Annotated in this window: 15 protein-coding genes; 1 reads left to right on the forward strand and 14 read right to left on the reverse strand. The window is 29.8% G+C overall.

From position 1 onward, the window contains the following. Positions 1 to 27: 27 nt before the first annotated feature. From ACOQN8_RS16575 to ACOQN8_RS16610, 8 genes are all read right to left on the reverse strand, one after another. Positions 28 to 633 carry a hypothetical protein gene (locus ACOQN8_RS16575; protein ID WP_420553529.1) on the reverse strand — a complete coding sequence of 202 codons (606 nt, stop codon included), beginning with the start codon at positions 631 to 633 and terminating at the stop codon, positions 28 to 30. A gap of 50 nt (positions 634 to 683) precedes the next feature. Continuing rightward, positions 684 to 1,217, reverse strand: coding sequence for an OmpH/Skp family outer membrane protein (locus ACOQN8_RS16580; protein WP_420553530.1), 534 nt, complete (start codon positions 1,215 to 1,217; stop codon positions 684 to 686). Between the two features lie 87 nt (positions 1,218 to 1,304). Beyond that, the gene (locus ACOQN8_RS16585) at positions 1,305 to 1,823 is read right to left on the reverse strand and encodes a hypothetical protein (RefSeq protein ID WP_420553531.1); all 519 of its coding nucleotides are present in this window, start codon (positions 1,821 to 1,823) and stop codon (positions 1,305 to 1,307) included. Beyond that, positions 1,816 to 3,012, reverse strand: coding sequence for a hypothetical protein (locus tag ACOQN8_RS16590; RefSeq protein ID WP_420553532.1), 1,197 nt, complete (start codon positions 3,010 to 3,012; stop codon positions 1,816 to 1,818). The genes ACOQN8_RS16585 and ACOQN8_RS16590 overlap by 8 nt, the downstream gene beginning before the upstream one ends. Before the next feature lie 18 nt (positions 3,013 to 3,030). Beyond that, positions 3,031 to 5,190, reverse strand: coding sequence for a type II secretion system protein GspD (locus tag ACOQN8_RS16595; protein ID WP_420553533.1), 2,160 nt, complete (start codon positions 5,188 to 5,190; stop codon positions 3,031 to 3,033). A gap of 6 nt (positions 5,191 to 5,196) precedes the next feature. Next, positions 5,197 to 6,714, reverse strand: a complete 1,518-nt coding sequence (locus ACOQN8_RS16600; RefSeq protein WP_420553534.1) for a hypothetical protein — start codon at positions 6,712 to 6,714, stop codon at positions 5,197 to 5,199. A 16-nt stretch (positions 6,715 to 6,730) separates the two neighbouring features. After that, positions 6,731 to 7,675 carry a fibronectin type III domain-containing protein gene (locus tag ACOQN8_RS16605; RefSeq protein ID WP_420553535.1) on the reverse strand — a complete coding sequence of 315 codons (945 nt, stop codon included), beginning with the start codon at positions 7,673 to 7,675 and terminating at the stop codon, positions 6,731 to 6,733. Positions 7,676 to 7,680: 5 nt separating this feature from the next. Then, the gene (locus tag ACOQN8_RS16610; protein WP_420553536.1) at positions 7,681 to 8,412 is read right to left on the reverse strand and encodes a hypothetical protein; all 732 of its coding nucleotides are present in this window, start codon (positions 8,410 to 8,412) and stop codon (positions 7,681 to 7,683) included. A gap of 78 nt (positions 8,413 to 8,490) precedes the next feature. Here ACOQN8_RS16610 and ACOQN8_RS16615 point away from each other — a divergent pair, with 78 nt between their 5' ends. Continuing rightward, complete coding sequence (locus ACOQN8_RS16615) at positions 8,491 to 8,907, forward strand: type IV pilin protein (RefSeq protein WP_420553537.1); 417 nt, start codon at positions 8,491 to 8,493, stop codon at positions 8,905 to 8,907. Between the two features lie 58 nt (positions 8,908 to 8,965). On the opposite strand, the gene ACOQN8_RS16620 is transcribed toward ACOQN8_RS16615, so the two are convergent. Genes ACOQN8_RS16620 through ACOQN8_RS16645 form a run of 6 tightly spaced genes read right to left on the reverse strand, consistent with a single transcriptional unit; the run spans position 8,966 to position 21,955 of the window. Beyond that, the gene (locus tag ACOQN8_RS16620; protein WP_420553538.1) at positions 8,966 to 10,402 is read right to left on the reverse strand and encodes an alpha-amylase family glycosyl hydrolase; all 1,437 of its coding nucleotides are present in this window, start codon (positions 10,400 to 10,402) and stop codon (positions 8,966 to 8,968) included. Positions 10,403 to 10,405: 3 nt separating this feature from the next. Beyond that, the gene (locus ACOQN8_RS16625; protein ID WP_420553539.1) at positions 10,406 to 12,514 is read right to left on the reverse strand and encodes a glycoside hydrolase family 97 protein; all 2,109 of its coding nucleotides are present in this window, start codon (positions 12,512 to 12,514) and stop codon (positions 10,406 to 10,408) included. A 2-nt stretch (positions 12,515 to 12,516) separates the two neighbouring features. Further along, positions 12,517 to 14,178 (reverse strand): alpha-amylase family glycosyl hydrolase, encoded by a 1,662-nt coding sequence (locus tag ACOQN8_RS16630; protein WP_420553540.1) that lies wholly within the window; start codon positions 14,176 to 14,178, stop codon positions 12,517 to 12,519. Between the two features lie 3 nt (positions 14,179 to 14,181). Then, the gene (locus ACOQN8_RS16635; RefSeq protein WP_420553541.1) at positions 14,182 to 17,664 is read right to left on the reverse strand and encodes a TIM-barrel domain-containing protein; all 3,483 of its coding nucleotides are present in this window, start codon (positions 17,662 to 17,664) and stop codon (positions 14,182 to 14,184) included. Between the two features lie 6 nt (positions 17,665 to 17,670). Then, positions 17,671 to 19,602, reverse strand: a complete 1,932-nt coding sequence (locus tag ACOQN8_RS16640) for a glycoside hydrolase family 13 protein (protein WP_420553542.1) — start codon at positions 19,600 to 19,602, stop codon at positions 17,671 to 17,673. Positions 19,603 to 19,648: 46 nt separating this feature from the next. Next, positions 19,649 to 21,955, reverse strand: coding sequence for a glycoside hydrolase family 65 protein (locus ACOQN8_RS16645; RefSeq protein ID WP_420553543.1), 2,307 nt, complete (start codon positions 21,953 to 21,955; stop codon positions 19,649 to 19,651). Between the last annotated feature and the right edge of the window lie 4 nt (positions 21,956 to 21,959).

Consider the following 21,959-nt stretch of genomic DNA (forward strand, 5'->3'; position numbering starts at 1 on the left):
AGTTAATTACTAACTAGTAATTAAACTTTATTTAAAATTAAGTGTAGGTTCTTTCTTTATTAATTTTGTTGGTATTTTAAACTTTACCTCTCCAGTGTAAGTTCCTAAATCACCTATTGTTAAGTTTAAATACTCTTCCTTTAAATATTTCTTGTCTCTTGGATACACAAACAACATTATTGTTGCTCTACTCATTCCATACATTCTTGGATATACGTAATCCAACAAGCCTAATGTATCTTTCTTTGGTGTAAAAACATGTACTTTTTTATCCATTCCAAAGGCTAGCTCATTCACCATCCGTCCAAACTCTTCTCTATTTCGTGGTGTAGTACTCAATAATTCTTTGTTGTTTCTAGACATCGATAAAGTGAAGTACAAATACTGACTGTATTTATCTCGAAGTTTTTTTATTTTTTCTTTATCCTTTACATCGCCTAATTCTTGTAGTACCAATAAATCTGTAGGTTTATATAACAACGAAAAATCATAGTTATTTACATTTTTCTCTTGTAAATAACCATGATCTATATCTTGTAAGTAGCTCCACATCTCATCTTTTGTGTCAAAAGACTTTGTTCTGCAACTACTTAACAATAGTATACCTATAAGCAATACATAATAACGATTCATAGCTTAATCGTGTTTGATTCTTTTATTTATAGCAATATTTAAATTCTATTTTACTTTCCTTGAAACTCTTTATTTAAGCCTTCTAATACTACAGCTGTTAAATCTGAACTTTCATCTGCATACATTATATTACCAGATCCACTTGCTCCAAAGATAATTTTATAACCTTTTTCTTTTCCGTATTCTTTTACATAGTCGTTAATATCATTCACTACAGTTTGAGTAGCTTTTTTATCTGCCTCTTGAATTTGTTTCTGAATTGCTTGCTGATAATTATTTATTTGTTGTTGCTTATTTCCTAACAACTCTTGCTTTAATTTCAACTCTTTCTTAGAATATCCTGAGCGTTCCTTTTCATATAACTTTAACTCCTTTTGCCAATCTACTACCAAACTATCTACATTCGATTTTAACACCTTGGCTTTTTTCTCAAACTCCGCACGTACTACTTTAGTTCTCTTATAACCATCTAAGAGTTTATTCACATCTACATATACCAATTCTGATGAGTTCTGTGATAAAAAAAAGGTCAGTATTGAAAATATTAGAGCCAAAGCTGCTAAAGGGAAAGCTAGTTTCTTCATGCTTGTTTTTTAATTATTTTATTGATTGAATTTGCAATTTTTTGAAAAGCAAATGTATTACTTAATTTTTGTTAAAAAAAGCTTAATTTATTTATTCTTTAATCTTCTTAAATAAATTTTGGCTGTTAAAAACTCTTTTCTTGTTCTATAATTTTTTTTCTTTTCAAAACTCACAGAAAATAGTTCTCCTAAATTACTTTTTTCTATATAGTTGATGAGTTTTAATATTTTCATATAACTACCTTTTACCTCAAAAGAATAGGTTTCTAATACTGTAGAATTGTTTTTCTGTATATGAGGTTTATTAAAAGCTTTTATTTCTACTTTGTCTTCTAAAGAAAACTGTGTTATTTTTTGCAATAATATTTGCTGAAACGAACTATTTACAGATATTTTATTTTCTTTTAAAAAAGCATCTAAATGTCTTTTCTTTTTATTCAAGTAATTAATTTCCGCTGTAGCATTATCTAACAGCTGTTTCTCTTTCAATAACTCAGAATATTCCGATTTTAATTCTAATGTATTTTTTATTGCTAGCTTGTACACTATAAATAAAGCTACTAAAAAGATTACTGGTATCAATATTTTTTTCTGAGAGCTATTCATCTGCTATATGTATTAATAATTCAAATAATGAATTAGCAGTTTTTTCTTTCCCATATTTAATAATGGTAATATTTTCTATCCAATCATTCTTTTTTAAATTTGATACTAAAGTCAAAAAGTCTTCATTGCTTTTTGTAATCCCTTTTACCAAAATATTCTTTTCATCAGCTAATATTGGCTTATCTTTTTTTACCTGCGATTTTATTGGCTGATATTTTAGCTCTTTTAATAATATTGTATTAGGAATTTCTTGAGCTATAATATCTAAATATCTTGATACATTTGATAATGATGCTGTTTCTAAACTTTTAACTACTTTTTCTTTTTGAGCTATTTCTTTTTTTAATCGTAATAAAAATTCTTTTTGAGTTTTATTCAGAACAACATGCTCATTTAATTCATTTACTTTTGAATTATAACTACTAAATAACACGAAGTTTATCAACAAAATAACAAACAAAAAACCTAGACCTGCTTTCAGGCTTATATCAAATAGTTTTTTAGATGTAAAATCTTTTAATAATCTTGAATTTTGTTCCTCTAGGCCTTTTTGAAATATACTTTTATCAAAAAAAACGCTTAATACACCTGCTAATCCTAAAACCTCATTATTAGCAATATTTAAATCATTAATAGAATACGTTTCTTCTTGAACTTCTATCTTATTTATCTCTTCAATTTGCTTATTATTAATTGTAACATAAGCATTAGAAGTATATAAACTTCTTTCATAAAAAGGTAATAATTGTTGAACTAATAAATTACCTAATGAAAAACCTATAATTGATATTTTCAATTTTTGGTATTTTTTTATCAACTCGTCAACATAGTTCTTTCTACATATAGCTATAAAAGTACTTTCTTTATTAGAATACATTTCATAATAAAAATCATCTAATACTATATTTGGAAATGTGTTTCTTACAACTAACCTTTCGTCTTCATCAACAATATTTACCTTTTTTGATAATACTTGCTGATTATTTATTACTAAATATGAATGCTTTTGTGTTTTAAAACTAGTTAAAACTTCTTCTGGTGTTTTATATTGATTCCTATCTGTTATTACTAACTCATTCTTTTTTTTGGAAACACTCAAAACATTTATTTTCTCTGAATTATCAGAAATAAAATGTTCTATAGTGCAATAACTATTCTCATAAAACAACCTTTGTTTTAACTTATTCATCTTTCTGCATTTTTAATACTAACGTATAATTGTAGGTTTAATTAATACTGAAAGCTTGGTTTTTGAATCCGTTCGAGTTTTTTTACTAAAAAGCCATTTTATTACTGGCACTCTTGATAAAAACGGCACTCCTCTCCCTGAATCATTCTTTAAGTTTTCTTCTAATCCTCCTAAAATGATTACATCTTGGTCTCTTACTCTAATAGTTGAATTAAATTCTCTAGAATTCATTCCTGGAGGTGCTTCTGGCTCTATACGTTCTCCATTAAAATTAGACTGCACTACATTTATACTCATTGTAATCTGCTCATTTCCAGAAACCATAGGTTTAATCGCTATTGATAAATCTGCATCTATTGGAACATAATTCTTAATTTCAGACGTTTGTGGATTTTGAGACCCTATAATATCTCTTCTTGTTACCGCATAGTATTTACGCTGTCCGTTAGATAAAGTAGCTTGGTGTCCATTTAATGTTGATAATTTAGGTGTAGATCTAATTTTCACATTACCGTTAGATTCCATTGCTTGAATCTTAGCATAAAAATTAGGTACCACTCTCCCTATATTTTTAGACCCAAATCCTTTAAACCCTCCAATAATTTTATTAATTGAAGTTGCACCTAGTGTTAAATCAGTTGCTGAAAACAAGGTTCCTTGATCAGTTGTAGGCTCTTTTCCTAAACCTAACTCTACTCCAGCAGAAACCGTAGCTGATTTCTGTACTTCTAAAATCATAACTTCTATTAAAATTACAGGAACAGGTTTGTCTATTTTCTTTATAAAATCTTTAAACCTTTCTACTTTTTGTGAATCTCCAGTTACAACAAAACTATTCAACTCCCTATCTGTTTGAACCTCTAAACCATTAGTTATATCTTTTGGTATAATATTAATTAGAGCTTCTGACTTTGAACTATAATCACCAAAATTGCTGTTTTGAGTAGGTACACTTCTTCTATTATTATTGAAATTATTGCTATTATTATTAAAATTTCTATTTCCGTTAAAATTCTGATTTTGGTTATTGAAGTTATTCGTATTAGACGTATATATTCCACCAGTATTGTAGCCTGGACTAAAACTATTTCTATTAGTCCTACTTTGCATTGGCTGATTCATAACTTCTATTGAACGATGCATTAAGGAAATAATAGCTGTTGTTTTTAATGAGGGTTGAGTGTCTTCACCAAAATAATAAATACCCTCTTTCTTTTTAAAGGTAAATTTTTTATCTTCTAATAACTTTTCTAATAACTTATCGAAAGTGATATTATTAGCTTTTACTGAAGCCATCCCAATGTTATTTAAAGGTGCATTGGTAAACATATTTACCTTTAATTCATTCGCTATATCCTTTATAACAGAACCTGTCTTTATATTTTCAAAATCGACATCTAAAAGCTGTTTTACACTATCTTTAACTTTAAAAAAGAAATTAGACTCTCTATATCTTTTAGGTTTAATTACCCCTCCATTTCTTCCATTTCTAATCCTTTGAGAATTACTAGAAGCTATCTCCCCATCACTTTCAAATAAATAATAATCGTCTTTTGTTTTTGTTACTCTTAACTGATTTGAAAAAGCTAATTTATCTACAGCGCTTTCAAAAGATTTATTTTTTATATATCCTGAAAGTTTCTTTCCACCTAAACCAGGAGAAAAAACTAGGTTCTTACCAGTTACATCCGTTATTTTTTTAAAAGCTACTGCTAAAGAATCATTTCTTAAATCTATTGAAAATAAATCTCTTCCCTTATCATACTCTACTAAAATATTTCTCGGAATATAACTTGGTTTTTCTGGAACTGGTATAAATTTCCTTAATGAAATAATATTACCTGTTACATTAAACGTTAACTCATACTCTTTACATAAATATAAAACTATATCTCTAACTGAAGCATTTGTGAAATTATGGGTTAATACAATATTTGTAATTCCTTCCAGGCGTGTGCTTAAGTTTACCTTAGACTCTTTACTAAGCGTTTTGATGAATAATGGTAATTTTAAATTTGTAATATTAAAATTTACTTTATTCTCTAAGTTTGGTATGGTACTCTTTAATGTATTTAAAGTTGTTTCTAGTTTGTTTATTCTTTCAAACTCTGTTTCTTTTTGTGCAAAAAGAACACCTGAATAGACAAAAAATAGTACTATGAATATTTTTTTTATCAAAATAATTTATTTGTTTTTTAAAAGAAGATTCACTTTTTCTTCTAAGCGATTTAATCTTTCTTTATCTTTTTCTAACTCTTTTATCTTCTTTTCTTGTTGAATAGTATACAATGTTAATTCTTCGATTTTCTCTAGTAATTTTCTATTCATTTCTCCAAGATCAACTCCTTTATTTTTTTCAACTTCTTCTGCTGATGGAATATCTTTCAAATGCCCTTTTTCTTGAATATGTTTTTCTACTTCTTTTAAGCTTGGCAATTTATAATTATTAGTAAAAACATAATCTGGCCAAGGACTGTTTATCTCTACTTTTACCTCTTTAGCTCCTATTTTACCATTTACAGCCAATTTATAACCAAAAGTATCGGCTGTACCTATACCAACATCACCATTTGCTTTCACTTTTACTCTTTCAATACCCCCAGCTCTTATGCTCAAATCTTTTCCTGATTGAGCTCCCATAATTGCTGTATTATTATCCCAAGACAATAAACCATAATCAGAATTTATTCCCCAAGATAACACTCCATCTCCTCTAAATTTGAATCTGTTATTTATTTGAAAAGAGGTTACTGAAGCTAACCCAGAATCTGTAATATGTAATTTTGCATTAGGATTTGTTGTACCAATTCCAATATCTCCTCCTGATGAAATAAACATACGATCTACCCCATTTGTTTGAAATTTTATATATTCATCTGCATTCATTATCAATCCGTAGTGACTAGGTCCATCTGTACCAAAATAATGACTAGATGTTAATCCAGTCGATCTCGCTCCTTGAAAAATAATTCCAGCCATATCGGTAGTAGAATTTGTTTTCAACTTCATTCTTGTAATACCGTCACTTTCTATATGTAATCGCTCATATGGATTTGTAGTTCCAATACCTACTTTTCCTTCAACAGCTAATCCATTTCCTGTAACTGAATAACCTCTATAACCAGTTCCTATAGTTGTTCCTCCATTAATATGTAATTTTTTACCACTTACATTTGAACCGTCTCCTCCTATTGAAAAAGTCCCATAGGTTCCATTATAAAAAATAAAATCTCTTCCTTTAGAGTCTTTAAAATCTATTCCTGCCCAAATATCATTACTATATAAAGAAATCTGAGTATCTGAAGCATTTGTAAAAACTCCTCTTCCATAAGAACGTAACAAACCCGATAATTTCATATTACCAGCAACATCTAATTTTTCTGTTGGGTTAACTCCAATTCCTAAATTCCCATTATTTTTAAAATAAAAACGATCTACTACTGGTAAACCAAATCTAAAAACTAGGTCCCCTCCATCTGTTTTATCTAAATAAGAAGAGAAATTTCCACTTCTATCAAAATGAATACTATTACCACTAAAATAAGTGTTATAAGTTTCTGTAGAATTTGATGACTGTATATGTAATCTTTGATTTGGAGTTGTGGTCCCTATACCTACATTTCCTGTGCTTTCTATTTTATTATTTTGTCCAAATGAACTTATGGATATTAATCCAATGAATATTAGATAAACCTTTTTCATAACTATAAATTTTACGTTATTTCACTTCTACAGTAAACGTGCTACTTTTTTCACTTTTGTTACCCGCTTTATCAAAAGACTGCACATACCAATGATATGTATTTTTTGCAACATTATCTTTTGTAAAAGCTTTGTTTGCTCCTATTCCTTTAAAACTTAATGTTGATAAACTAGCATCTGTAAATACATAAATACTATCTACCTCTTCTGTCCCAACTATATCAGTTCTTTTCCATGTAAAATTTATTGAAGTCTCCGTTTGTGAAGTACTATTCGCTGGAGTTAAATTTTCTGGAGTATTTGGTTTTTTTGAATCTATACTAATAGATCTTGAAGAATATTTACCATTTTGTGACGCACTTTGTGGTCTTACTTTCCAAACAAAATCACCTTCTGTAAAATCAAAAGTAAATGAATTATCTGTTACTATTACATCCTTTATATTGGTTCCTTGGTCATTTGGTTCCCAAATTTGCAATCTGTATTCTATAGCACTTGCTAACTCTTTCCAACTTAATTTTTGAGTTACTTGATTACTTACAGCTTTATCTATTGGCAATAACAACTCAACTTCTGCATTGGCTAAATCAGCATTTATTACTTCCATTCCCTGAGTTGTATAGCCTGTTTCATATTCTGAATTCTTTGCTTTTACTCTCCATTCATACATTCCAATTTTTAGAGTATGCGTAAATGAATTTTTAGTAATAATTGTATCCAAAACAATTTGTGAAGCTTGAGCAAATGTTGGTTTCGCTATTTGTAATTGATATGATGATGCATCTGCTATGCTTTCCCATATAAAGTTTACTGCCCCCTCTTCAACTTGAACTTTATCTGTTGGTGCTACAATTTCTACAACACTATCTGATATATCTTCTAATAAGATTGCTTCGCATGCAAAAAAAGCAAATACTAAAAGTGCTAAGCTCTTTTTTGCTATTCTCTTTATTTTATTCATAGCTTTTAAAATTTAAAAGTACTTTTTGTTAATTCTTTTTCTAATTTCTCTACATTTTTATTTGTAGCATTTTTGCAAGTCTCTCCTTCTTCGAGAATCGTTGCTAACTTTAGTTTCTTTCGATCAGTAACCATCCAACAAAAAGACGCTTTTTTATAAGCAAAAACATCATTTTTACTCATATCTATTTCTCCAACTTTACTTTGGTTTTTATAGATATATAAACGTTGTTTTTTCTGATTATCTGTTGTCAAATAAAAAGCATCTGCACTAAGTAATTTATTACTTAACGATTTTGGAGCAACAAAACGTAAACTTGTTACAATTTTTGCTTCTGGAGTCTTTTTTAGATAATTAAATAGTAATGAATTACTATTTATTGCATTTATCACTTCTACTTTATCATTAAGATTTATTTCAAAGTATTTAGGTTTATTTTCTATACTATCGATATATTTAACACTATTCAATACTTTTTTGTTTTTAATAGCTTTTAAATATTGATTATAAATCTTTTTAGTAAAGTTTTTTTCTATCAAGGAAATTTTAATGAGGTTTTCATAGTTAGGTATTCCTATTTCTTCAAAATCTGTTTTATGTACTGATTTCTTCTTAACTCCAATAACTCCTAACTCAACATTCTTTTGTGTTTCGTAAAAATTATTTTTGTGAGGCAATACTCCACAGGACATAAATATACTCACCATGAATAAGCATAGCAATTCTCTTATTTTCATATCTTTTTTTATTTTCTAAATAATCCCAGCAAACAAAAGTAGTATTTTTTTTTATTTTTGTCTCTCAAAACAATATCTATGAAAAATAAAAATATAGTATTCAAAAAAACTGATGCCTTTAACTTACAAGAATTATTAGTTGTTTTAGTTATTATTGGAATCTTAATACTTATTGCATTACCTAACTTAATGCCTTTAATAGCTAGTGCAAGAAGAGTTGAAGCAAAACAACAATTGAACCATATTTATAATATGCAACGTAATTATTTTTATATGAATTCTAAATATTCTGATAATTTTAATGTTGTAGATTTTATTCCCCCTAAAAACATTAATCAAGGAGGGACTGCTAATTATAACTATGAAATAATACAAGCCTCAAACAATTCCTTTAAAGCCAGAGCAACTGCTATTACAGATTTTGATGGTGATGGTGTTTTTAATGTTTGGGAAATTGATCAGGATAAGAATTTAATTGAAGTTGTTAGTGACTAAATTATTTATTGGAATAAAATAAAAAACCAAGCATTGAGCTTGGTTTTTTTTATGTTTATTATTTCTTTACTAATATTTTGTATTCCCATGGTTCTAATGAGATTTCTTCTCCGCTTAACTGAACTTCTTCTCCCGACATATAATCAACAAAACTCCCTTCATATTGAATACTTTCTTTAATTGGTTGCTTTGATAGGTTTCCTATAAACACCACTTCTTTATTATCTTTTTTTCTAGAGAATACTAAAGCTTCTTTTGTTGTCTTAAATAAATCATATGATGCTGCTACTTTTCCTCCATTTAAAGCTACATTAGTTGTTTTAAGCTCTCCTAATTTTTTTAATAGGCCCCACTCTTTTCCTTTTGTATGTGGAATAGAATCTTTTTCAAAAAACTTTAACCTGTGGTCTAACCCATATTCTTGACCTGAGTATATTAATGGCATTCCTGGAGCTACATAAGTTAATGCTGTAAAAAGCTCTGCTGCATCTCCCATTCTTTCTTTAATTGTACCATTCCAAGAGTTTTCATCATGATTGGTTACAAAGTTCATTAGAATATCATCTTTTTCATACAATGTATCTATTTGTATCATTCTTTTATTCCAATCTTTTACACTTTCTTCTCCTTTTGCAATATGATTCATTCTATGGTGTGTATCCCATCCATATCCCATATCAAACAAACCTTCTTTCATTAATTCTGGTTCCCAAGCTTCTGCTAACATAAAAATGTCTTTTTTAGCTCTTAATTGTGGAATTGCCTCTTGCCAAAAGTCAGTAGGTACTGATCCTGCAACATCACAACGGAATCCATCTACTCCTTCTTTTGTAATCCAATATTGCATGTCTTTTACCATCTCTTTACGTAACTCTTTGTTATCGTAATTTAAATCTGCTACATCTGCCCAACCTACTGGTGTTCCATCTTCATTTAAAGGATCTGTAATTTCTCCTTTATCATTTTTAGTATAAAATTCTGGATTTGTTTTTAACCATGTATGATCCCATCCTGTGTGATTTGGTACCCAGTCTAAAATAACATACATATTATTTTCGTGTGCTGTTTTTACTAACTTTCTAAAGTCCTCTATAGTTCCAAACTCTGGATTTATCTTAGTAAAATCTGATACGGCATAATAACTTCCTAATGCTTTTGCTTGTTCTTTTGGATCGGTTAATTTTGATGCAAAATCTCCTCCTGTTGCTTTTCTTTTTGTTTGTGAAATTGGAAAAACTGGCATTAACCAAATAATTTTCACTCCTAATTCCTTTAACTGAGGAATGTCTTTTGTAAACTGCTCAAATGTCCCTTCTTTTGAATATTGACGAATATTTGCCTCGTATATAATAGCATTCTCCATCATTTCATTTGTAACTGGAGCTATTGAAACTTCTTTTGTTTCTTTTACCTCTTTTTTAGCTACTTCTTTTTTCTCTGTTTTACAAGCAAACAACATTGCTGCTACTAAAAAAATACTAATTGTTTTTTTCATTCTTTATTGTTTAATAATACTCATAGCTACACCCCCACCTGAAGCTAATTTTATGTTCATTTTAGTTTTATTGGTTACTTCTATTGTTTCTATTTCTAAATCTAATGGATTGTTGTTCCAATGCGCATTTTTACCATCTTTATAAATGGTTACTTTATAAGTTCCTTCTTCTAAAAAATTAAAATCTAATGGTATCTCTCTTGATTTTTCGTTTGTAATTGCTCCTAAAAACCAATTATTGGTATTTCTTTCCTCTCTTGCGATCGTTACATATTCTCCTACCTCTCCATTTAAAACTTTCGTTTGTTGCCAATCTACTCCTACCTCTTTTATAAACTGTAAAGCTTTTGGATTTGCTTCATAATGTTCTACTAAATCTGCCGCCATTTGTACTGGACTATAAATAACAACATATAAAGCCAATTGCTGTGCTAAAGTGGTATTTACCTGATTATCTTTTTTAAACTCATCAAACTTTATATTGAAAATCCCTGGTGTAAAATCTATTGGCCCTGCTAACATTCTTGTAAATACAACTATTGGTAAATGCTCTGGTGGATTTCCACCATCAGAAGCCCAAGCGTTGAACTCTTGCCCTCTCAATCCTTCTCTCGATATTGTATTTGGATATGTTCTTCTTAATCCTGTTGCTTTAATTGGCTCATGCGCATTAATTGCTATTTGATATTTTGCTGCTTTCTCAACTGTATTATTGTAATGATTTACCATTTTTTGCCCATGGTGATACTCTCCTTTTGGTAATATTTTACCTACATAACCTGTTTTTACTGCATGCATTCCGTACTTTTTCATTAATGCAAAAGCAGTATCTTGTTGCTTTGTATAAGTAGCTGTTGCTGCTGAAGTTTCATGGTGCATTATAATATCTACTCCTTTTTCTTTTCCATAACGAACTATTTCTTCAATATCATAATCTGGATATGGCGTTACAAAATCAAAAACTCCTTCTCTATCTTCAAATCCTATCCAATTTTCCCAACCTGTATTCCAACCTTCTACTAATACTCCTTTGATATTATTCTTTGCTGAAAAATCGATAAACTTCTTTACATTTTCTGTTGTCGCTCCATGTCGTCCATGAGCTTTACCTGTATCTACCCATTTTCCATTTTCATCTTTAGTCATTCCGTAATCCCAAGACGATTTACCTAAATGCATTTCCCACCAAACTCCTGTATACTTCATTGGTTTAAACCAAGAAACATCTCCTAATTTATTTGGTTCATTTAAATTAACTATCAAATTAGATGCTATTAAATCTGGAGCATTATCTGTTATTTGAATTGTACGCCAGGGTGTATTAAACGGTAGTGTTCTTTTTACTTTATAATCATTGTTTTTTGAGCCTACCAAAATACTCTTCAGTTTTAATTCTTTTTCATCTACTCCTAATGTCATACCTGAGTAATCTACTAATGCAGCCTCATGAAAACTTAAATGCAATCCGTTTTTACCAACCATAGTTACTGGTGTATTAACGGCATTATGTGGTATTTGTGTTTGTGCTAAATTTCCGTGATTTGCTTTTGCTAATGCATCTATTTTCGACAATGGTGTTGTATTGTATAAATGCTCATAGCTATCCCAATCTCCTGGAATCCAAAAAGTTTTATAATCTTCCGTTAAATTAAATTCTGTATGTTCTTCTGTTATTAAAACTTCTGATAATCCTTCTTGTTTTGGAAACTCGTATCTGAAGCCTATTCCATCATTATAAACTTTAAATACTACAGAGAACTTACGTTTTGAACCGTCTTCTTCTAAATCTACTTTTAATTCATTGTAATTATTTACAACTTCTTCTTGCTCTCCCCAAGGCATTTGCCAAGTTTCATTAAAAGTATTTGTTTCTGCATTTAATACTTTTAAATTTTCTTTTAATGCTTTTGCATTTTTAAACTCAAATCCTAAATACGATGTATCTATTACTATTTCGTTTTTTCTTTTAACGATATAGTATGATGATTTATTCTTATCTAAACCAAACTCTACTTTTAATTGCGTATCTGGTGAAGTTATTTCTATATCTTTTTTACTCTTACTACACGAAAATAAGAGTGCTGTAACTGCTAATAAGGCTAGTTTTTTCATCTTTAATTTATCTTTTCTAATAAAACTACTGGCTGACTTCCTTTTACCGCTATTTTCCCTTCTTTTACTTCGTAAATTAGATTTGAAAAAGTATCTTTCAGTTTATCTCCATCTTTAAATATTGGAGAAACCATAATTTCATTGGTTTCATTAGCTAAGTTTAATCCAACCACGACTTTATCTGTATAATCTCCTTCATTATAAACTCTAGAAAAAACATAAGGTTCTTTAGTTATCATCTGATGTTTTCCCGCTCCTACTGCTGGATGATTTTTACGAAACTGTCCTAACTTTTGCCAGTATTCTAATACTTTTTGCGTTTGTTTATTATTCGTTATTTCCTCCCAATTCATAAATGAACGTAACGTTGCATCTCCTTCTGTTCCTTCTATGACTAAAGAACGTGCTGACTCATCTCCATAATAAACTTGTGACGTTCCTAATCCTAATAACAATCTATTTGCTGTTTCAAATGGCTTTTCTCTCTTTGGATCAAATGGCTGACCATCATCATGTGAACTAACATAATTTAAAGTTCCATAACCTTTTAATTTTTTATTTAAAATACTATCGTACTTCACATTCGAGTCTTCATAACTCAATTGTTTTGCATTCCATTTAAATTCAAAATTGATTAAACTAATAAATGCTTTATCAAAATAGTTCACTTTTTTATCGCCAAAATCATAGTTCTTTTCTCCACTTATTCCATATCCATATACTTCTCCTACTAAATAAAATGGCGTTTTATCTAACACTTTCTCTGGGTGATCTTTTTTCCATTTTTCAAATGCATAATCGCATTCTTTTTTAAATTCTTGCCATACATTTTCTTCTGTATGCTTTACTGTATCAACTCTATACCCATCTATTCCATATTCCGTAATATAGTCAGTTAACCATTTTATAATATAAAATCTTGGTGCTCTTGGGTAACCTGTTCTAGCAAAAAACTCATCTAATTCTTTTACTTCTTCTTCATATCTACCTTCTTGCTTCCATTTTTCTACCAGTTGTGATGGTAATTCTACATTTTCATTGCTCTCTGTTTTTATATCTGGTAAATTTTTAACCAATGTGCATGTTACTGTATTTTTATAATTATTATATACGCACTGTGGTTCTGTTCTTACCCATTCTGATGGCCATACTGGATCTTTTTCTGTAACTGGACCTGTATGGTTTATTACAGCATCTAACAAAATTCTAATTCCGTTTTTATGTGCTATTTCTACTAGTTCTTTTAAGTCTTCTTTGGTTCCATAATTAGGGTCTATTTTTGTCCAATCTTTTGTCCAATATCCATGAAAACCATAAGTTACTCCTGTTCCTTCATCTGTTCCTCCATGTATTTGTTCAACTATTGGAGTCATCCAAATAGCATTGATTCCTAATTTGGTAAAGTAACCTTCTTTTATTTTTTGGGTAATTCCTTTGATGTCTCCTCCTTCAAAACCTCTTAACTTCCCTGGTTCTTTTGTTCTATCAAAATTAACATCATTGGCTGTATCACCATTATTAAACCTATCGGTTAATAAAAAATATAAGTTTGCTCCATTCCATACAAAAGGTGTTTTTTGTTCTTTTTTTATTGGTTCCTGCACTTTTGTTTTACAAGCTACCATACTTACCACTAGAAGAATTACAATTGCTAGTTTCCTCATTTTTTAAAACTTTATTTTTATGTTTTTTGAAGTTGTTGTTTTCAAAGTAACTGGTATTCTTAAAACTTTTGTTTTAGCATTCCAGTCTATTTTTTCTTTCTTTTTCCCTACTTTAATTCTTGTAGGTTTAGCTTCAATATTGTGAATTATTAAACTAATTTCTTTTTCAGAAATAGCATATTCTTTTCCTTTTTTGGAACTTAATTTAATATCTAAACCTTTTTTGTTTGATTGACTTTCAAAAGTGATCAATTCAAATTTTCCTTTTTCAAAAGCTTTTACTGTTCTTCCATCGTCATTATATAACTCTCTTTTACTTTTTTCTACTGAGGCATCATGATAATAATGAACATTTATCTTATTCTGATTGTACTCTTCTGTATTTTGAATTGTTTCTGTCATCGGAATAAAAGCTCCTGCTCTTACATAAGTAGGTATTGATGTTTCTTTTACCTGTACTTTTTGTGCCTTACCTCCTGTAATTTTTTCATCTGTATAAAAGTCAAACCAAACATTGTTTTTTGGAAAATACACCTCTTGTTTTCTAATTTTTGATTTTAAGATTGGTGTTACTAAAAAATCATTCCCCCATAAATAGGTAGTTGATTTTCCTTGTAAAACTTTGTTTTCTTTTTCCTCAAAAAACAGTGGTCTCATTAATGGCTTTCCATATTGATTATTTTCAAAAACTAAGTGATAATTATAAGGTAATAACTGATATCTTAATTCTATCGATTTTTTTGCTAATGCTTTTGTTTTTGGCTCTCTAAATACTGGTTCACTCGCTACTTCTTCTTGTGCGTGTGGTCTGTATATTGGCTGAAACACTCCATATTGTAACCACCTAGTATATAATTCGTCATTTAAATTTGCTCCTGCAAAACCTCCTAAATCTGAATGCATATACCCTAAACCTTGCATTCCCATTTGTAAAGCTATTTCTGGCTGACTATGTAATCCTCCCCAAGTTCTATTTACATCTCCAGACCATGGTACCATTCCAAATCGTTGTGATCCTGAATACCCTGCTCTCATTAATATAAATGGTCTTTCATTTGGATATTCTTTTTGGTAACCTTCAAAAATTAATCGTGCCCAATCATGTCCGTAAATATTATGTACTTCATCTGCACTTCCTGTTGCATGTTGTACCCAAGTTGGATGTACTTCTGGTTCTCCTAAATCTCCCCAAAAACCTTGTATTCCTAATGATTTAATATCTTTATAAATATTCCAAAACCATTCTTTTCCTTGTTTACTGTAAATATCTACTATTCCTGTATTACCAAAATAGAAATCATAAGTAGCGGGATTTCCTATAGAATCTTTTGCTAATACATTATTGGCTACAGCATCTTTCCATTTTTTTGATGTTGAAACTATAAATGGCTCTGTTATTAAAACTGTTTTAACTCCTTCTTTTTTAAAATCTGAAACCATCTTTTTCATATCTGGGAAAGAGTCTTTATATACCTCTAAATTCCCCATTGTTCCTTGAATATCTTTACCAAACCAATATAAATCAAGGATTACTGCATCTACAGGTATTTTTTCTGACTTAAATTTTGCTATGGTATTTTCTGTTTCTTTTTGTGAATGATATCCAAATCGACTCGAAAAATTTCCTAAAGCCCAACGTGGTAACATTGGTTGTTTCCCCGTTAAATCAGTATAATTATCTATTAAATTCAACCAAGAATCTCCTGCAATTATCTGATAGGTTTTTCGTCCGGAAATAGTTTCATAAGTCAATGTATTATTTTGTTTACTATCTAAATCTAAATAACCAATTGGTGCATTGTCAAAATGAATAGCATACAGATTTGAAGAGTATACTAATGGCATTGTATAGTTCATTAGTTTCGATTTCTCTTCATAACCATAATGCGCTCTATTATACAAACGTAAACGATTCCCTCTTCTATTCATCCCTAAGGCTCTGGCTCCTCCTCCATATAAAACTTCGCTTGGTTGTAAGTTAAATTGTAGCGTTTCAAAATCGTCATTTCTTTGATAACCATTTTTCTCTGAAACTAACTCTTTTCCTTTGTACCAATACGAAATATTAAATGGTCTTTTTTGAATGACTACAGAAACATCTTTTGTACTAAACTTTATTTTTTCTTTACTTTCTTTAAACTTAACATCTTTATATACTGAATTAATAACCACAGCATGTGATGCTTTTTTTGCTTCTTTTTGATCTTTAGGAACAAAGGTTGTTTCTACTATTTGAGAGTTTAAAAATTTAATCAAATAAGAACCATCAGAAACCTTTATTTTTAATTCATCTTTTACAAATTGTACAGAATCAAATTTTCTTTCTTCTATTTCATTTTTAAATAGCCATAGAATAGTTTCTTCAAAATTTGTTCTCCATAATTCTTCATTATGCTTTCCTTCTGGAACAACTTTTACTTTTATATTTTCTGATGGAAAATTCTGTTCTTTAAGAACATCTACCATCAAATTCATATCTCTTACTGTCTTACTTATTTCATTAAAAGCTGTATTTCCACCTTCTTTTCCTCCTGCTAAAAAATACATTTTTGTATCTGATAGATTTCCTTGTTTTTTTGAGAACTCTACAACTTCTGGAGCAAACCAAAAAGAAGGAGAATACACTCCTATTTTACCAAATACTTTTGGATATTTTAATCCTGCATAGTGAGAAATTAATCCTCCCATAGAACTACCAATAATTCCTGTATTTGATTTATTCTTTAAAGTTCTGTACTTGCTATCTATATATGGTTTTAATGTGTTTACAATAAATTCTAAGTAAGCCTCTCCTTCTCCTCCTCCATATCTATTATTCTTCCATGGCGAGTACTCATCTAATCGTTTAGAACCTCCATTGTCAATTCCTACAACTATAAGCTGTAAGTTTTTATCCTCATACAATTTATTTAACGCTTCGTCAACTTCCCATTCTCCTGAAAAAGAGGTTTGTTTATCAAAAAGATTTTGTCCATCGTGCATATACACTACTGGATAAGATTTTTTCGATTTTGTATAACCTGGTGGTAAATACAGTCGAATTTTTCTTTTCCTATTTAATTCTGGAATTTCAAATTCTTCTGATATAACTGTTACGTTTTTAGAAGCTGTTGAACTTTTCTCTGAACTTGTTAAATGAGACCAACCGGCTATTTTGATTTTTAAAGTATCATTTGCTTTATTGAACTTGTATGATCTATTATCTATACTTGTTCCATCCGCTGCCGATTCTGCAGTTTTCCAAGAACCTTGCGTAAACTTGAATAAAATGTTTTTTGATTGATGCGGAAGTGTTATGCTATAAACTCCCTCTTTATTGTCTAGTTGATATTCTTTTTTACCACCAGACCAACCTTCAAAATTCCCAGAAATGAATATTGGAGTATCTTTTGAAGTTCCACTTGGTAATTCATCTATTGTAATAGTTACCTGTGCTAATAAATTGTAACCTATAAATAAAAATAATATACTTAAAAGTTTTTTCACTTAGTTTTATTGTTTTGTAGTTAATAACAAGCTTCCTTTTTTATTTAAAAGAAGACTATCTTGCCATACAGTAGTTTTGTTTGTAATTATATTTTTAAACGCTTTTCCTTTAAGATTCATTTCTTTAAAGCGACTCAAGTCTAATATATAAGGTTTATCGTTCTTATTTAAAATCAGCACTACTACTTCATCTTCATATTTTCTAAATAAGACATATACTCCTTCTTTTGGAGCAAAATGCACTGTTTTTCCATCTTGAATTGCTTTACTCTTCTTACGATAAGTTAATAGTTTTGCAACAAAGCTTTGCATTTCTATTTGTTCTTTAGACAAACCGTTTTTTGTAAATGCATTTATTTTATCGCCTTCCCAGCCTCCTGGAAAATCTGTTCGAATTAATCCATGATCTCCTGGTTTAGCTGTATCGTCCATTAAAATCTCAGTTCCGTAATATACTTGTAATATTCTTGGTAAAACTGCATAAGTAGCTAATGCCATTTTTGTATTTACAACATCCTCTTTAAGCTGCGTGTAAATTCTACTTTTATCATGGTTATCTGGAAAAATTAAAATGTCTTTTGGTGTTTTATAGTGAAAGTCGTTGGCTAAACCTTCATATATTTTAACTAGTCCTTTATCCCATTTTTCTGGTTCATTTAAAGCATCTACAACATTTTTTTGCATTGCAAAATCCATGGTAGACTTTAAATTTGATTGATAACCATCTCTATTATTTTTTCCTTTCTGCCAATATCCTATTAACAATGGATTATAACTCCACTCTTCTCCTACAATTGAAAAATTCGGATATTCATTCATAATAGCATTTACCCAATTTGCCATAAACTTTTTATCAGGATAAGGGTAGGTATCTTGTCGAATTCCTCCTAAACCTAAGGTTTCTATCCACCAAATTGAATTTTGAATGATATAGGTAGCCATAAAAGGATTACGCTGGTTTAAATCTGGCATATCGGAAACAAACCAACCTTCAGTATTTTCTTTCGCATCTATTTCTGAAGCATATAAATCTTGATTTGTTGTTCTTTTATGATTTGAATGCTTTACAGTTTTCCATGACCAATTTTCTTTATTTTTTTCATAGTGTGATTGATAATTAACCCAATTATCAAAAGGTAAGTCTTTCATCCACCAATGCTCTAATCCACAATGATTAGCTACCTGATCCATTATTAATTTCATTCCTTTTTTAGACAATTCTGATGATAATTTTTCATAATCATCTAAAGTTCCAAATCGAGGATCTACTTTATAATAATCGGTCATAGCATAACCATGATAAGAAGCATTCGGCATATCATTTATTAAAACTGGAGTTGGCCAAATAGCCGTAAAACCTAAGTTTTCTATATAATCTAAATGATTTATAATTCCTTCTAAATCTCCTCCATGTCGTTTATAATCATCATTTCTATCGACATCTGTTTCTTTAAGATTTTGAAAACTATCATTCTTTGAGTTTCCATTTGCAAAACGATCGGGGGTTATTAAATAAATTGCATCTGAACTATTAAAACCGATATACTCATCTGCTGATTTTTTTCTTGGTTTTAATTCGTACGTATGTGTTTTTTTTGAGTTATCATTTAAAGTAAAAACGATATCAAACTTTCCTGGTTTTGTGTTTTTATTAATCGTTAAATCGATGAATAAATAGTTGTTACTTTTTGCCTTATGAATCTTGTTTATAGTTATTCCTTTGTAAGAAATTGCAGGTTTTGAATTTCCTATATTTTCTTCTTTCACTAGTAACTGAAGTGTATCATTTGTAAAACCCACCCACCAGTTTGGAGGCTCTACACGTTCTAAAAAAGTGTTAGAAACAGCTACCTGAGTTTCTTTTATTTCACCTTCTTTTTTTTCAGAGTTACATGAAATAAAAACTAATAAAATAATATATAAACCTATTTTTTTCATAAGAATAAAACCTCACAGAAATTCATCTGTGAGGGATTAATTTTGATTACACAGTAATCATACTATTAGGGGATATTTTTATGCTTTTTGATTCGAATAAAACTTCTAATTCTTCAGTTCCTTCTAATTCAAATTCAGTCTTTTCGTGATTTACAGATACTTTTAATATTTGATTTCTAAAGTTAACTTTAAAAGAGTATCCATCCCATTGCTTAGGAATCTTTGGTTCGAATGAAAGTTTATTTTCTTTAATTCTCATTCCTCCAAAACCTTCAACAATACTCATCCAAGTTCCCGCCATTGAAGTAATATGTAGCCCTTCTTCTACTTCTTTGTTATAGTCATCTAAATCTAAACGAGAAGTACGTAAATAGAACTCATATGCTTGGTCCATTCTATCTAACTTAGCTGCTTGAATACTATGTACACAAGGCGACAATGAACTTTCGTGAACTGTAAATGGTTCATAAAAATCGAAGTGTTTCTCTAATTGCTCTTTTGAAAAATGATCTTCAAAGAAATAGAAACCTTGTAATATATCTGCTTGCTTAATGTATGGTGATCTTAATATTCGATCCCAACTCCATTTTTGGTTAATTGGTCTTTGCGACTTATCTAAATCTGCTACTGACACCAATTCTTTATCTAAAAATCCATCTTGTTGTAAGAATACATCATGCTTTTCCGAATACGGGAAATACATATTATCTGCTACTTTTTTCCAAGCTTCTAACTCTTCATTAGTTATTTGAGTTTTTTCTAAAATTCGCTCGTAATCTTTAGCATACTCCTTAGCTACTTTAGCAATGCTTTCTAAAGCATATTCTATACACCATTTGGCAGTATAATTTGTATACCAGTTATTGTTTACATTGTTTTCGTACTCATTTGGACCTGTTACTCCAAGAATTACATACTTATCTTTTGCAGTTGAGAATGTAGCTCTTTGCTGCCAAAAACGCGCAATTCCAATAAGTACTTCTAATCCTTTTTCTGGTATATATGAATAGTCTCCTGTATATCTGAAATAATTGTAAATAGCAAACGCTATAGCTCCATTTCTATGAATCTCTTCAAAAGTAATTTCCCACTCGTTATGACATTCTTCTCCATTCATTGTTACCATTGGATACAATGCAGCTCCATTGGTAAATCCAAGCTTTTCTGCATTTTCTATGGCTCTATCTAAATGGTGGTAACGATATTCTAACAAGTTTCTTGCTACTTTTTCATCTTTTGTGGCCATGTAAAATGGTATACAATATGCTTCAGTATCCCAATAAGTACTTCCACCATATTTTTCTCCTGTAAATCCTTTAGGTCCTATATTTAATAAAGGATCAGTACCTAAATAAGTTTGATTTAATTGAAAAATATTAAATCTAATTCCTTGTTGAGCTTTTACATCACCAGAGATTGTTATATCTGCAGTCTCCCAAATCTTTGCCCAAGAATTTTTCTGTAGTTCTAGCAAGTCATTAAATCCTAATGATGTAGCTTTTATTAAAACTGATTTTGCTGCTAAAACTAACTCGCTTTTATCATGATTTCTATCAGCAGTGTATCCAGCAAACTTAAATATGGTATAACTTTCTTTTTCTTTAACCTCAGTTGTATAATTAAAAGAAACTTTCTTTTCAGATTTTACTACTTCTGGCTGAATACTTAGTTGTTTTCCATTCAATTCTAATTGAGACTCCATGAATGTACAAGTATGGAACTCAGTTTTCATTGTATGCGCCTCTATAAATGCTTGATTTCCTTCTGTTGATACATTTAGAGTGTTCCAGAATTTCGCATCCCAGTTTGTATCTTCATTAGTAATTCCACTATCTAAATATGGTTCAAAACTAATTGTGGCATCAGAATTTAATGGAGTTATTGTATACTTAATAGCACCTACTTCATCTAACTCTAAACTTAAAAAACGTTTTGCTTCTACAGAAATTTCTATTCCATTTTGTAAAGTCGCTTTGAAGGTTCTTGATAACCAACCTTCCTTCATATTCAACTCTCTTCTGAATTCTGTAACTTTTGAACAGGTATTTAAATCAACTTGTTCATCATTTACTTTTACGTTTATTCCTATCCAGTTTGGAGCATTTAAAACTTTTGCAAAATACTCTGGATAACCATTCTTCCACCATCCAACTCTCGTTTTATCTGGGTAATAAACCCCTGCGATATAACTTCCTTGAAAAGTGTCTCCTGTATATGTTTCTTCAAAATTGGCGCGTTGCCCCATAGCCCCATTTCCAATACTGAAAAGGCTTTCTGATGATTTTACACGTTCTGCATTAAATCCCTCTTCTATAATACTCCATTCGTTGGATTTGATATAATCTTGATTCATTTTA

The sequence above is a fragment of the Tenacibaculum aiptasiae genome (genome assembly GCF_965221665.1).
GTDB classification, from domain to species: Bacteria; Bacteroidota; Bacteroidia; order Flavobacteriales; family Flavobacteriaceae; genus Polaribacter; species Polaribacter aiptasiae.